The organism is Inquilinus sp. 2KB_23 (assembly GCF_052115705.1).
Classification (GTDB): Bacteria; Pseudomonadota; Alphaproteobacteria; order DSM-16000; family Inquilinaceae; genus Inquilinus; species Inquilinus ginsengisoli_A.
On record NZ_JBFRHF010000009.1, the window covers coordinates 168,189 to 182,170 of the forward strand.

Genomic DNA, 13,982 nt, shown 5'->3' on the forward strand with positions numbered 1-13,982 from the left:
GCATTGTCAGGCATCAAAGGATGAAATCGCCCTCGAACAACTTGTGGTCGGAGAAGACGTGGATGGCCGAATCCGCCTGTTTGTCGCCGGTTGTATCGATCAGGACGGTTTGGCCGCCAGTGGGATTGACCACGACCCGAATCTCGCCAGCCGTTCCGGTGAAAGCGCCGGTGCCGAAGCGGAGATGGCCCAGGGACGAGAGATCGATCCAGTCGAGGATCGTGAAATCCAGGATCGTATCCTGGCCCGCCGCCGCCACAGTGCTGTCGCTGATCGACAGATAGGCGAAGATGTCGGTCCCGGGTCCGCCGTTCAGCCGGTCCGCGCCGGCACCGCCAATCAGGGCATCATTGCCGCCGACTCCGTAGAGGTCGTCCGCTCCGGCTTGGCCATAGAGAACATTGGTGCCGGTATCGCCGAGGATCTGATCATTGAAATCGGATCCCACCACATTCTCGATCCAGAACAGCCGGTCGCCTGCGGCATCACCCCCTTGGCCGTCACCGCTTTGCAGATAGACGACCACTTTAGAGCTGGATCCGGCATAGCTGACGAAGTCCTCGCCGGCACCGCCGTCGAGCCTATCGGCGCCGGCGCCGCCGACCAGGGTGTCATCGCCGTCCCCTGCGTAGATCTGGTCGGAGCCTGCCCCTCCGTTCAGCCAGTTGGCCGCGCCGGTGCCCGAAATGGTGTCGTTGAAAACAGATCCTTCGACGTCCTCGATCCAATACAGCCGGTCGCCCTCGGCATCTCCGTGGAGCCCGGTCCCCGCCAGCAGGTTGATCTGCACGTATGAACTGGAGTTGCGATAGCTGGCCAGATCAAAGCCGCCGCCACCATCGATCAGGTCGGCACCGGCGCCGCCGATCAGGAAATCGTCGCCGTCGCCGCCATATAGCCGGTCCGCGCCTGCCTCGGCGCTCAGCCAGTTGCCGACGCCGCTACCGGCGATCATGTCATCGAAGGCAGTTCCCGCGACATCCTCGATGCTGATCAGGATATCGCCTTCGGCGTCGCCATGGTGGCCAATGCCATTCACGAGTGTGATCTCGACATAGCTGTCGCCCGAGCGATAGCTGGCGAAGTCCTCGCCGGCACCGCCATCGAGCCTATCGACGCCGGCACCACCGATCAGGGCATCGTCGCCGAGCAAGCCATACAGGCTGTCGGCACCGGCCTCGCCATACAGCCAATTGTCGCCATTGCTGCCGACGATGACATCGTTGAAGACGGATCCATCGACATCTTCGATCCAGCGCAGCTGGTCGCCCTCGGCGTCGCCGTGCCCGCCGATTCCATCCCGCAGACTGATCGCCACATAGGTGGAGGACGTGAAATAGCCGACGGCGTCGAGGCCGTTGCCGCCATCGAGCAGGTCGGCGCCGGTGCCCCCGATCAGGAAATCGTCGCCGTCGCCGCCGTACAACCGGTCCGCACCTGCCGCGCCGTTCAACCAATTGTCGGCGCCGCTCGCGGCAATTGTGTCGTTGAACGCCGATCCCAGGACATCCTCGATGTTGGCCAAGGTGTCGCCTTGCGCATCGCCGTGCCGGCCGAGCCCGCTCAGCAGGTCGATCTCGACAAAGCTGCCGGATGTGCGATAGCTGGCGAGATCCTCGCCGGCGCCGCCGTCGAGCGCATCGGCACCGGCACCACCCAACAGGGCGTCATCGCCGGCCATGCCAGACAGGCGATCTTCCCCGCCCCAGCCATACAGCCAGTTGTCGGTGCTGTTTCCGACGAGGACATCGTTGAAAGCGGACCCTTCGACATCCTCGATGCGATAGAGAACATCACCCTGCGCATCGCCATGCTGGCCGATCCCGGCCACATTCCGCAGGTCGACCGTCACATAGATGCTGGAGTCGGCATAGCTGGCAAGGTCGAAGCCGTCGCCGCCGTCGAGGCGGTCCGCGCCGGTCCCGCCGGTCAGGATATCATCGCCACCGTTGCCGAAGAGGCTGTCGTTGCCTCCCAGGCCCGACAGTTCGTCATCGCCATTCCCGCCTGACACCGTATCGTTGCCGTCAGTCGGCTTGGCTGCTGCGGCCGTATCGCGGTCTGCCAATCCGGAATCCGTGGATTCCGATTCCCTGAACATGATCATTGATAGAATTCCCCCTGAGCGCTCAATTTTTATTTAGTAAGGCAATTATGCCTAGAATACGGCGATCGCCAATATCGATTCTATCCCCGTTCCCGATCGCCGCTCGCGGCCAGAAATCGATCAATCCGCGTCGGCACGGGCGCCCGCCGATGCCGGCGGGCCGGCCTGAGCCGTTGCGGAAGGTCACAGCGGCTGTTGACCGTTATCGATCCGGCCGCGGTGATGGAGCACGCCGCCCGGTCCACCAAAAGGGCGAGATCACGGTGGTGAAGGGCGACGGCTTGCGGTGGCTCGACACCGGATGAAGACAATCGTCTTCTTCTCGTCCGGACCTCGCTGCGGCGGAAATGCTATCCGTCAGATAGAATCTCCAATTCCACAAAGGGGGGAGCACGCCATGACCGACGCAATCAGGTTGCCGGCAGATTCGGAGAGGCGTTCACGGCTCGGGCGGTCGCTCCATCGCGGCCTGCTGATGTCCCTCCTCGCCGCGGCATCGCTGTGGCCGGCCGGCGTCTTTGCCGCCGACCGCGACGAATTCTTCTGGCTCGGGGAAATCAACAAGGCGACCGCCGTCATCAACACCGACGAGGGCCTGCTCGACAAGCAGCTGACGCCCGGAATCGCGGCGGCCCTCGCCAAGGTCATCGCGGACGGAGACAAGAAGGGTGCCAAGCGGCCCAGCAGCGTGATCACCTTCGAGCCGCTGCTGATCGAAGCCGGCGGCATGGATGTGACGCTGCTGCACGCCGGGCGCTCCAGCCAGGACATGCACGCGACCTACCGCGCGGCGATCCTGCGCGACGATATGCTGGACCTGGCCGAACAGCTCAACCTCACGGCCACGACGCTGGTCGACCTGGCGGCCAAGCACGCCGACACCGTCGTGCCCAACTACACCAACGGCGTCGCCGCGCAGCCGAACAGCTTCGGCCACTACCTGCTCGGCCATGCCGCCGGGCTGGCGCGCGACGCCGAGCGTATCCGCCAGGCCTATGCGCGCATCGACCGGTCCGCGATGGGCACGACGGTGCTCAACGGCACCGGCTGGCCGCTGAACCGCCAGCGCATGGCCGATTATCTCGGCTTCGCGCAGCTGGTCGACAACGCCTATGACGCGTCCCAGATCTCCTCGATGGATGAACCGGTCGAGGTCGGGGCGGTGGTCACGGCGATCGCGCTGCACACCGGCAATTTCGTCGAAGACATCATGACGCAATATGCCGGGTCGCGGCCCTGGATCCTGCTGGAGGAGGGCGGCGGCAACACCTATGTGTCGAGCGCGATGCCGCAGAAGCGCAATCCGGGCCTCCTCAACTCGACCCGTAGCGATGCCTCGACGGCGATCACGCTGGCGCTCGGGCCGGTCATCCAGACCCACAACATCACGCCGGGCATGTCGGACCCGAAGGATGTCGACCAGAACACGGCGATGGTCGCCGCCGGCATCAAGACGCTGAAGGATCTCGACCGCGTGCTGAAGGCTCTGGTGATCAACCGCGACCGGGCGCTGGAGGAGCTGAACAGCGACTGGACGGCCTCGCAGGAGCTGGCCGACATCCTGATGCGGAAATACAGCGTGCCCTTCCGCGAGGGCCATCACTTCGCGTCGGAGCTGGTGGACTACGCCAAGCAGAACGGTATCAAGCCGCTGGATTTCCCCTATGCCGAGGCCCAGCGCATCTACGCCGAGGCCGTGGCCGGCACGAAGTATCCGCAGGCGCTGCCGATGGCCGAAGCGGAGTTCCGCGCCGCCCTCGATCCGGTGGCGATCGTGAAGGCGCGTGCCACGACCGGCGGGCCGCAGCCCGCGGAAATGGAGCGCATGATCGCCAAGGCCAGAGCCCAGCTCGCGGACCAGGATGCCTGGATCAAGGAGCGGCGCGGCGTCATCGATGCCGCCCTGGCCCGGCTCGACGGGGATTTCGCCAAGCTGATGCGGTGACGGGCAGGGGATCGGGACGCCGCCCTGTGCGAGCGTCCCGGTCCCCTGATGATCCGCGGCTTGCCGACTATCGTGTCAGCGGCGTACGCCGCCGGTCTTTTTCCGTCGTGCCAACTCGAGGAACTCCGCTTTGACGCGAGCAAATAGTCCCGGCGGGATGAAGCCGTAGGCGAAGACACCGGCCTTGCCCGGCACTGGCGAAAGGCCGCCATTGGGCCATTCGTCGATGTTGTGCTCCGACACGATCACCCAACTGGGCACGTCGTCGAGGCCGATCGCCTGCTTGACCTTCGTGGGGATCTCGATCCCGATCGTATCACCCGAGGGCGGTGTGTGCGTGATCGGCAGCAGCACGACATAGCGAGGACGCGTGGCGCTGTCGCTCGCTGCCACGAGACAGGTCGGGCGGTCCTTACCTTGGTCCTGTCCACGTTCAGCCTCGTGCGTCCACAGATAGTCGTAACGGACGATAAGGCCGGGCTTCGGTTCGGGGAACGACACAGGCCGTTCTCGGCTCTTACTTCAGCAGCTCATCCAGCGCGTCGTGTTCAGGATCCATTTCGGCCCGCTCCACGGCGTCGATGACCACATCGGGCGCATCCGCCGTACGATGAGTCCGCTGGGCAGCCGCCCTCAGCCAGTCGTAGTGCTCGGCCGACATCAGCACGAATTCACGCCGGCCGTGGCGGGTGATCTCGACCGGCTCGCGTTGCGCCTGATGCTGAAACTCGCCGAACTTGCGCTGGAATTCGAGAGCCCCGACCTTGGGCATGAGCGAGCATCCTGTTTGCAGTATGAAGTCCAAATTATACGTATAATGCGTATCTCTGGCAACAGCCGGTCCGGAGCCCGGCCGGACCGGCTTTGCGTTAGGGCTATGCCCTCACCAGCAGCCGCCCCGCCCGATCCACATCGGCTTCGCCGTGGCGCCAGGACATCCGGCCGTTGACCAGCACGAAATCCAGGCCCTTCGACGGGGTCTTCGGCGCTTCGAAGGTGGCGGCGTCGGCGATGCTGTGGGCGTCGAACACCACCAGGTCGGCGGCGTGGCCCTCGCGCACCAGGCCGCGGTCGTGCAGGGCGAAGCGCATCGCCGACAGGCCGGTCATCTTGTGCACCGCCGTCTCCAGCGGGAACAGGCCGAGGTCGCGGCTGTAATGGCCCAGCACGCGCGGGAAGGTGCCCCACAGCCGCGGATGGGGGTGGCTGTCATGCGGCAGGCCGTCCGACCCGATCATGGTCAGCGGGAAGGACAGGATGCGACGGACATCGGCCTCATCCATCTGGAAGTAGATGGCGCCGGCCGGGTGCAGCCGCACCGCCGCCTCCTTCTCGGTGCAGCCCCATTCCCGGGCGATGTCGGCGAGGTCGCGGCCCGCCACCTCCGGCTTCGCCTTCGACCACGCCACCATGATGCGGATGTCGCCGGTGACATGGTCGGGGTCCAGCACCGTCGAGCCCGCGGTGTAGGGATAGGCGTCGAGGCCGACCGGCTGGTTTTTGCTGGCCGCCTCGATCACCGGCAGGGTCTCGCGGCTGCGGCCCCAGTTGTGCGGTCCGGCGCATTTGTGGTGCGAGATCACCACCGGCACCTTGGCGCGGCGGGCGGTGCTGAAGCTTTCCTCCAGCGAATCCAGTACCTTGTCGTGCTCATTGCGCATATGGGTGGCGTAGACGCCGCCGCGGTCGGCCAGAAGTTCCGCCAGCGCCACCACCTCGTCGGCATCCGCCGCGGCGTTGGGCTTGTAGTAGAGGCCGGTGGAGAAGCCGATCGCGCCCGCGTCCAGGCTGTCGGCCAGCAGGCGCCGCATGGCGTCGATTTCCGGCGTGCTGGCCTTGCGGTCGAGATCCGGCATGGTGCCGATGCGCAGCGAGGAATGGCCGATCAGCGCCGCGACGTTGATGCCCGGCACCACCTCGCCCAGCCGGGCGCGGTATTCGGCGAAGCTCGCGAACTCATAGGCCGACTGGTCGCCCAGCAGGTTCAGCGGCGGCGGCGGCGCGCCGGTCAGGGTCAGCGGCGACAGGCTGATGCCGCAATTGCCGACCACCGCCGTGGTCACGCCCTGGCTGATCTTCGGCAGCATGTCCGGGCCGTCGATCACCGCCCGGTCGTCATGGGTGTGCACGTCGATGAAGCCCGGCGCGACGATGCGGCCGGCGACGTCGATGCTCTCCCGCGCCCGGCTGGCGGCGATGCTGCCGGTCGGCGCCACGGCGGCGATGCGGTCGCCCAGGATGGCGACATCGGCCTGCACGCGGGGGGCGCCGGAGCCGTCGATCACGGTGCCGTTGCGGAGCAGGAGGTCGTAAGGGGCACGGTCAGGCATGGGACTTCCCTGGGGCAGGACGCCGGGCAGCGGCGGGAGGACGCGGCGGCGGGCGCATCGCCGCGCCAGCCGGCTCGTCGAGGGTGGGGATCTGGCTGAGGGTGTATTTGATGCGGCGCAGGCTCTCCAGCGCAGCCGGGCCGCGCCGCATGGCAACGCCGGTCGCGACCACGTCGATCACCGCCATATGGGCCAGGCGCGACGCGGTCGGCTTGAAGATGTCGCTGTCCTCCGGCGGCGCCACCGCCAGCAGGATCTCCGCCGCCCGGGCCAGCGGCGTGTCCGGCCGGGTCAGGGCGATGGTGGTGGCGCCGTAGTGCCGGGCGATCTCGACGCTTTCGACCAGGTCGCGGAAGCGGCCGGAATTGCACACCGCCAGCACGCAGTCGCCGGGCCCCAGCGTCGCCGCCGACATGCGCTGCAGCTGGGTGTCGGCATGGAAGTCGGTCGGCAGGTCGAGCCGGAAGAACCGGAGATAGGCGTCGTGGCCGACCGCGTGCGACCCACCGCCGATGCCGTAGATGTCCAGCCGCCGGGCCTTGGCGATGCCGTCGATCGCCTGGCGCAGCGGCTGGGGGTCAAGCTGGTCGCGCACCACCGTCACCGCCTCGATGACGCTGTCCAGCACCCGATCGGCCAGCTGGGCAACGTCGTCCGGCGCGCCTTCCTGCGGCCGGCGCTGCAGATAGGGGCTGGCGACGGCGAGGTTCTGCGCCAGCTTGACCTTGAAGTCGCGCACGCTGTCGCAGCCCAGCGCCCGGCAGAAGCGGGTGACCGAGGGCTCGCTGACCTGCGCCCGCCGTGCCAGCTCGGCGATGCTGGCATGGGTGGCCCCACCGGGGTCGGCCAGCACCGCCTCCGCCACCCTCTGCTCCGAGGGCCGCAGCGACGCCTCCATGCGGCGGAGGCGCGAGACGATGTCGACCACATAGGCCATCAGAAGAAGGTCCGGATCGCGCCCGAGACGCGGTAGTCGTCCTCCACCACCATCATCACCTGCCATTTGTCGAAGGTGGTGCAGGGGTGGGAGATGCCGCAGCCGATCAGGTCGCCGACTTGCGGGTCGAAGCCCTCGGGCAGCTTGAGATAGGCGTGCTGGTCGTTCAGCCCGGTGATCACGGCGCCGGCCGGCACGCGCTGCGGCGCGGCGGTGGAGCCGGCGGGGCGCCACAGCGTCGGGATCGGCAGGTCGATGTCGTAGGAGCAGTCGCGCTTGCCCATGGTCAGGATCGCGAGGCCGGGTTCCGGCCGCGACTGCACCGCGGACCAGACCTCCAGCGCCGGCTCCAGATCGCCATGCCGGCGCCAATCGGCCGGGATGCGGCGGACGACATGCTCGAACAGCCGGGTGTACTGGCCGGAATCATGGGTCAGGTAGCAGCCGCTGCGGATCACCACCTGGACTTGGCGCGACAGCCGGACTTCGGAGAGCTTGCGGGCGACGATGTCGTAATAGGCGGAGCCGCCGGCGCTGAGCAGCACCGTGCCGTTGGCGAACAGCCCGGCCCGGTCGACCTCCGCCGCCACGGCCGCGAGGTCGTCCAGGAAGGCGGCCACGGCGATCTCGTCGGCCGCCGCGTCCTGGGTCACCACCAGGCCCTCATAGCCCTCGACCCCGCGCAAAGCGAGGCCCGGGCGGCCGGCGGTGGCGCGGGCCACTTCCAGAGCCTCGGCGGCCGTGCGGCAGCCGGTGCGGCGGCCTACCATGCCGAGCTCGACCAGCAGGCCCAGCGGCCGGCCCGGCGGCGTCACGCGGGCGGCCTCGGCCAGCCGCTCGACCCCGGCGACGGAATCGACCAGGCAGAAGGCCTCGAGCGCCGGGTCGGCGGCCAGGGCCGCCAGCACCGACCGCATCGCCGCCGCGTCGACCAGCTGGTTGGCCACCAGGATCCGCTTGACCCCGAAGCGGCGGCACACCTCGAACTGCTGGGCGGTGGCGACGGTGATGCCCCAGGAGCCGTTGGCGAGCTGCAGGTCGAACAGCTGCGGGCTCATCGTCGTCTTGCCGTGCGGCGCCAGGGCGACCCCGGTCTCGGCCAGGATGTCGCGCATCCAGCGGGCGTTGCGCTCGATCACCGACCGCTTCAGCACCGCCTGGGGGAAGGGCAGGTCGCCGGCCAGCGCGTTCCAGCCCTGGTCGCCGACGGCGCGGAACGGGATCGGCTGCAGCCCGGGCGGCAGGCCCTTGGTGGCGCCGTCGATGGCTGAGTCGAGGATCGGGTCGAGGGCGAGGACGGAGGCTTGCATCGTCGGGTCCTTCACAACCGCCGGCCGGAGGCGGCATCGAACAGGTGGGTGTGGGTGATGAGGGGGGTGAGGGGCACGACGTCGCCCGGCACCACCCGGCGGCGGCCGTGGATCACCGCGGCGACGCGGGTGCCGGCCAGGCTGCCGTAGAGATGGGTCTCGGCCCCGGTGGGCTCGACCAGGTCGATGGTCACCGGCACGCCGTTGCCGTCCTCGGCCAGGCTGAAATGCTCCGGCCGGACGCCGAGCAGCACCGGCTGGTCGTGCTCAGCCGGGCGGTCGGGGGCGGGCAGGCGGGTGCCGTCCGGCGACTCGACCACCGCGCCGCCGCTGTCGCGCCGGTAGCGCCCGGGCAGGAAGCTCATCGCCGGCGAGCCGAGGAAGCCGGCGACGAAGACATTGGCCGGCAGGTCGTAGAGGTCGAGCGGCACGCCCTGCTGCTCGATCCGTCCGCCATTCATCACCACGATGCGGTCGGCCAGGGTCATCGCCTCGATTTGGTCGTGGGTGACGTAGACGATGGTGGTGCCCAGCCGGCGGTGCAGCGCCTTGATCTCGGTGCGCATCTGCACCCGCAGCTTGGCGTCGAGGTTGGACAGCGGCTCGTCGAACAGGAACACGGCGGGGTCGCGCACGATGGCCCGGCCCATGGCGACGCGCTGGCGCTGGCCGCCGGACAGCTGCTTCGGCAGCCGTTCGAGATAGTCGAACAGGTTGAGGATCCCGGCCGCCTTGCCGACCTTGGCCTCGATCTCCGGCTTCGGTTCGCCGCGCAGCTTCGGGCCATAGGCGATGTTCTGCCGGGCGGTCATGTGCGGGTATAGGGCGTAGGACTGGAACACCATGGCGATGTTCCGCTTCTGCGGCGGCACCTCGTTGGCGCGGGTGCCGGCGATCGTCAACTCGCCGCCGGAGATGGTCTCCAGCCCCGCGATCATGCGCAGCAGGGTGGACTTGCCGCAGCCGGACGGGCCGACCAGGACGACGAATTCGCCATCGGCGATGTCGAGGTCGACGCCATGGACCACCTGCGCCTCGCCGTAGCGCTTCACCACCCCGCGCAGGCCGACCGTCGCCATGGTTCAGAACTCCTCCCGCATCAGAACTCTTCCCCCTATTAGAACTCTTCCAGCGTCAGTTCGCCCGCCATCACCCGGTTGCCGGCGGTCAGCCCGCCATCGACCGGCAGCATCGCCCCGGTGATGAAGCCGGCCAGATCGTCCGAGGCCAGGAAGGCCACGGCCTTGGCGATGTCGGAGGGTTCGGCCACCCGTTGCAGCGGATACCATTTGCGCAGGGACTCGAAGATCTCCGGCTTCTTGTCGATCCGCGCCTGCCAGATCGGGGTGCGCACCGTGCCCGGGCAGATCACATTGGCGCGGATGCCGAAGGGCCCGTACTCCACCGCCAGGGCCTTGGTGTAGCTGATCAGACCGGCCTTGGCCGCGCTGTAGGCCGGGTGGCCCAGCGCCAGCAGGGCGTTGACGCTGCTGATGTTGACGATGCTGCCGCGGGCCTGGGCCTTCATGCCGTCGATCACCGCGGCGATGACGTGGTAGGGGCCGTCCAGGTTCAGCTCGATGTCGGCATGCCAGCTGTCGATGGTGGTCGAGGCCAGGGTGCCGCGGTCGCCGCCGCCGGCGTTGTTGACCACGATGTCGACCGGGCCGGTCCTGGCAACGGCCGCCTCGATCGCCGCCCGGGTCTCCGCGGCGTCGCGCAGGTCGGCCGGCGCGGCAGCGGCCTTGATACCCGCCTCGGCCAGTGCCGCGACCCGCGCGTCCAGCGCCGCCGCATCGCGGTCGGACAGGATCAGCATCGCGCCGGCCTTGGCGAACTGGTCGACGATGGCGCCGCCGATGCCGCCCAGAGCGCCGGTGACGAGGACGGTCCGGTCGGCAAAGCGGGTCATCTCGAGGTCTTTCCGGCGGTGGCGGCGTGGGGTGGCGGCGCGATGGTATCGCACTGTTTGAAACTTACAAGACGGGTGTCATCCGCGTGCGCTGCAGCATGGGCCGTGGTGCGCCGCACAGGCAGGTGCTGCGAAAATTCCAGGCTCATCGCCGAATAATGAACAAGGCGATCGCGCAGCCACTTCCGAATTGCGTCCCAACGATGATTGTAAGAGAGTTACATCCAGGGACGGTTCCGGCGAAAAGCCGGTCGCGGCCGCCCCATGCCGGCCTCACCCCGGAGGGCGGTTCCCAAGTGCGATCGTGCGGCCGTGGCGCCGCCGAAACAGGAGGCTCTTCATGCAGCATGCGCTCCGGTCCGTGCTCCTCGGCGCGGGCGCGTCCATCCTGGCGGCCTTGGCCGTCGCCGCCCCGGCCCTGGCCGCCGAGGTGCGGGTGACCGTCGCCGAATACAGCTCGAAGACCGGTCCCTATTTCGAGGACGCCGCCAAGGCGTTCGAGGCCGCCAACCCCGGCACCGACATCAAGATCGAGGTCGTGCCCTGGGATGTGCTGCAGCAGAAGCTGACCACCGACATCTCCGGCAACGCCAATGCCGACCTCGCCATCATCGGCACCCGCTGGCTGGTCGATTTCGTGCAGCAGGGCGTGGTCACGCCGCTCGACAGCTATATGAACGATGCCTTCAAGGCGCGGTTCATCCCGACCTTCTTCGCGCCCGGCGTGCTGGACGGCAAGACCTACGGCCTTCCGATCGCGTCCTCCGCCCGCGCCATGTATTACAACAAGGAGCTGTTCGAGAAGGCCGGCATCGCCGCGCCGCCCGCGACCTGGGACGAGCTGGTCGCCGACGCGACGAAGATCAAGGCGCTGGGTCTCAAGGACACCTATGGCTTCGGCCTGCAGGGCAAGGAGATCGAGACCGACGTCTATTTCTACTATGCGATGTGGAGCTTCGGCGGCGACATCGTCGGCGCCGACGGCAAGAGCGGCGTCGACAGCCCGGCCGCGGTCAAGGCCGCGACCCTGTACAAGCAGATGATCGACGACGGGCTGACCGAGCCGGGCGTCACCGCCTACAACCGCGAGGACGTGCAGAACCTGTTCAAGCAGGGCCGCATCGGCATGATGTTCACCGCCCCGTTCCTGGCCAGCCAGATCAAGACCGAGGCGCCGAACCTTCAATACGGCGTCGCACCGGTGCCGAAGGGCACCACCTCGGCCACCTATGCCGTCACCGATTCGATCGTGATGTTCGACAATTCCAAGGTGAAGGACGAGGCGTGGAAGTTCCTCGACTTCCTGTTCCAGAACGACTGGCGCGAGAAGTTCACGGTCAATGAGGGCTTCCTGACCGAGAACCAGGCGGTGGCCAAACTGCCGTACTTCGCCGACGACCCGAACCTCAAGGTCTTCACCGCCATGCTGCCGAGCGCCAAGTTCGCGCCGACCATCGCCGGGTGGGAGGAGATCGCCGACGCCACCGGCCGGGCGATGCAGAAGATCTATCTCGGCGAGGCCAAGCCGGAGGAGGCGCTGAAGGCCGCCGCCGACCAGGCCAACGGCGTGCTGGGGGCGAAGTAGGCCCTTCTCGTTTTCCCTTTTCCTGTCATGCCCGCGCTTGACCCGGGCATCCAGAGACTGTCGACATTTTCTGGATTGCCGGGTCAAACCCGGCAATGACAGGAGAGGGACGGGCTCCAGGATTTAGAGGTATTCCGTCACCCATGACCGCCCCGCTGGCCACGCGGCTGCCCGGCCTGACGCCGATCCTGCTGATCCTGCCCAGCTTCGGGCTGGCGGCGTTCATCATCGCCTATCCGGTCTGGGACCTGCTGACCGTCGCCACGCATCAGGTCAACCGCTTCGGCCAGCTGCGCGACTTCACCGGGCTGATCAATCTCGGCAATGTCCTGGCCGACCCGCTGTTCCTCGGCACGCTGTGGCGGACCCTGGTGTGGACCGGGTCGGTGGTGTTCGGCACGGTGCTGGTGTCGGTGCCGGTGGCGCTGATCCTGAACCAGGACTTTTACGGCCGCGGCGCGGCGCGGGTGATCGTGATGCTGCCCTGGTCGGTGTCGCTGACCATGATGGCGATCGTCTGGCGCTGGGCGCTGAACGGCGAATCCGGCCTCTTGAACCTGACGCTGCAGGATCTCGGCCTGATCGACCAGAAGGTGGTGTGGCTGGCCTCGGCCGCCACCGCCTTCCCGGTGCAGATCCTGATCGGGATTCTCGTGTCCGTGCCGTTCACGGTGACGATCTTCCTCGGCGGGCTGTCGGCGATCCCGACCGACATCTACGAGGCCGCGTCGGCCGACGGCGCCTCGACCTGGCAGCAGTTCAGCACCCTGACCCTGCCGCTGATGCGCCCCTTCATCAACATGGCGGTGGTGCTGAACATCATCTACGTCTTCAACTCCTTCCCGATCATCTGGGTGCTGACCGGGGGCGGCCCGTCGGATTCGACCCAGATCCTGGTCACCTACCTCTACAAGCTGGCCTTCACGCTGGGGAAGATGGGCGAGGCGGCGTCGATCTCGCTGATCATGTTCGCCATCCTGCTGGTCTTCACCCTGATCTATCTGCGCATGGCGATGAGGGGCGAACGCGATGCTTAGGCGGAGCCTTCTCTGCTGGCTGGCGCTGTCGCCGCTGGTCGTCGTGGTGCTGTTCCCCTTCGCGGTGATGATCGCGACCGCGCTGAAGCCGGCGGCGGAGGTGCTGTCCGCCGACCCGTCCTGGCTGCCCAGCCGCATCGCCTGGGAGAATTTCGTCACGATGTGGCAGGCGACCGATTTCGGCACCGCCCTGCTGAACAGCCTCTACGCCGCCACCCTCTCGACCGTGCTGGCGCTGGCGGTCAGCATCCCCGCCGCCTATGCCATGTCGCGCTATCGTTTCCCGGGACAGGGGCTGTACCGCGACTTCCTGCTGGTCACCCAGATGCTGTCGCCGATCGTGCTGGTCATCGGGCTGTTCCGGCTGGTCGCCTGGCTCGGCCTCGTCGGGTCGGTCGATTCGCTGGTGCTGGTCTATGCCGGCTTCAACATCGCCTTCGCCGTCTGGATGCTGCAGAGCTATTTTGCCACCATCCCGCTGGATCTGGAGGAGGCGGCATGGCTGGAGGGCGCGTCGCGCTTCCGCACCGTGGTCCGGGTGTTCCTGCCGCTGGCGGCGCCGGCCGTGGTGGTGACCGCGATCTTCACCTTCATCAACGCCTGGAACGAATTCGCGGTCGCGCTCAGCCTGCTGCGGGCGCCGGAGACGCACACCCTGCCGATCAAGATTTTCTCGCTGGTCGCCGGCCGCTATACGATCGAATGGCACCATGTCATGGCCGCGACCTTCCTGGCGACGGTTCCCGTCGCCATCGTGTTCGCCTGGCTGCAGCGCTATCTGGTGCGGGGGCTCGCCCTCGGCGCCGTCAAGTAGGAACC

General features: G+C 67.5%; 12 protein-coding genes. 4 read left to right on the top strand and 8 right to left on the bottom strand.

Going from position 1 to position 13,982, the window contains the following annotated elements:
- Positions 1–13: 13 nt before the first annotated feature.
- Entirely contained in the window at positions 14–2,107 is a 2,094-nt protein-coding gene (locus tag AB4112_RS13815) for a calcium-binding protein (RefSeq protein WP_309796496.1), read from the bottom strand.
- 475 nt (positions 2,108–2,582) lie between these two features.
- Here AB4112_RS13815 and AB4112_RS13820 point away from each other — a divergent pair, with 475 nt between their 5' ends.
- Positions 2,583–4,052, top strand: coding sequence for an argininosuccinate lyase (locus tag AB4112_RS13820; protein ID WP_441720409.1), 1,470 nt, complete (start codon positions 2,583–2,585; stop codon positions 4,050–4,052).
- Positions 4,053–4,127: 75 nt separating this feature from the next.
- On the opposite strand, the gene AB4112_RS13825 is transcribed toward AB4112_RS13820, so the two are convergent.
- The 7 genes from AB4112_RS13825 to AB4112_RS13855 all read right to left on the bottom strand — a co-directional run bounded on the left by AB4112_RS13825 (position 4,128) and on the right by AB4112_RS13855 (position 10,541).
- On the bottom strand, positions 4,128–4,553 hold the full coding sequence (locus AB4112_RS13825) for a growth inhibitor PemK (protein WP_441720411.1): 426 nt from the start codon (positions 4,551–4,553) through the stop codon (positions 4,128–4,130).
- A 16-nt stretch (positions 4,554–4,569) separates the two neighbouring features.
- Positions 4,570–4,824 carry a type II toxin-antitoxin system prevent-host-death family antitoxin gene (locus tag AB4112_RS13830; RefSeq protein WP_441720413.1) on the bottom strand — a complete coding sequence of 85 codons (255 nt, stop codon included), beginning with the start codon at positions 4,822–4,824 and terminating at the stop codon, positions 4,570–4,572.
- Positions 4,825–4,927: 103 nt separating this feature from the next.
- A complete protein-coding gene (locus tag AB4112_RS13835) occupies positions 4,928–6,382 on the bottom strand; it encodes an N-acyl-D-amino-acid deacylase family protein (RefSeq protein WP_441720415.1) in 1,455 nt (484 codons plus the stop codon).
- Entirely contained in the window at positions 6,375–7,319 is a 945-nt protein-coding gene (locus AB4112_RS13840; protein WP_441720417.1) for an SIS domain-containing protein, read from the bottom strand. Before AB4112_RS13840 ends, AB4112_RS13835 begins: the two co-directional genes overlap by 8 nt.
- Positions 7,319–8,629 carry an amino acid deaminase gene (locus AB4112_RS13845; RefSeq protein ID WP_441720419.1) on the bottom strand — a complete coding sequence of 437 codons (1,311 nt, stop codon included), beginning with the start codon at positions 8,627–8,629 and terminating at the stop codon, positions 7,319–7,321. The genes AB4112_RS13840 and AB4112_RS13845 overlap by 1 nt, the downstream gene beginning before the upstream one ends.
- Positions 8,630–8,640: 11 nt before the next feature.
- Complete coding sequence (locus AB4112_RS13850; RefSeq protein ID WP_441720421.1) at positions 8,641–9,708, bottom strand: ABC transporter ATP-binding protein; 1,068 nt, start codon at positions 9,706–9,708, stop codon at positions 8,641–8,643.
- A 38-nt stretch (positions 9,709–9,746) separates the two neighbouring features.
- Entirely contained in the window at positions 9,747–10,541 is a 795-nt protein-coding gene (locus AB4112_RS13855; RefSeq protein WP_441720423.1) for an SDR family oxidoreductase, read from the bottom strand.
- Positions 10,542–10,881: 340 nt separating this feature from the next.
- On the opposite strand from AB4112_RS13855, the gene AB4112_RS13860 reads away from it, so the two are divergent.
- The 3 genes from AB4112_RS13860 (at position 10,882) to AB4112_RS13870 (ending at position 13,977) form a co-directional block, all read left to right on the top strand.
- A complete protein-coding gene (locus tag AB4112_RS13860) occupies positions 10,882–12,126 on the top strand; it encodes an ABC transporter substrate-binding protein (RefSeq protein WP_309796518.1) in 1,245 nt (414 codons plus the stop codon).
- Positions 12,127–12,269: 143 nt separating this feature from the next.
- Positions 12,270–13,163, top strand: a complete 894-nt coding sequence (locus AB4112_RS13865; RefSeq protein ID WP_309796519.1) for a carbohydrate ABC transporter permease — start codon at positions 12,270–12,272, stop codon at positions 13,161–13,163.
- Complete coding sequence (locus tag AB4112_RS13870; RefSeq protein WP_309796521.1) at positions 13,156–13,977, top strand: carbohydrate ABC transporter permease; 822 nt, start codon at positions 13,156–13,158, stop codon at positions 13,975–13,977. The genes AB4112_RS13865 and AB4112_RS13870 overlap by 8 nt, the downstream gene beginning before the upstream one ends.
- The last annotated feature ends 5 nt before the right edge of the window (positions 13,978–13,982 follow it).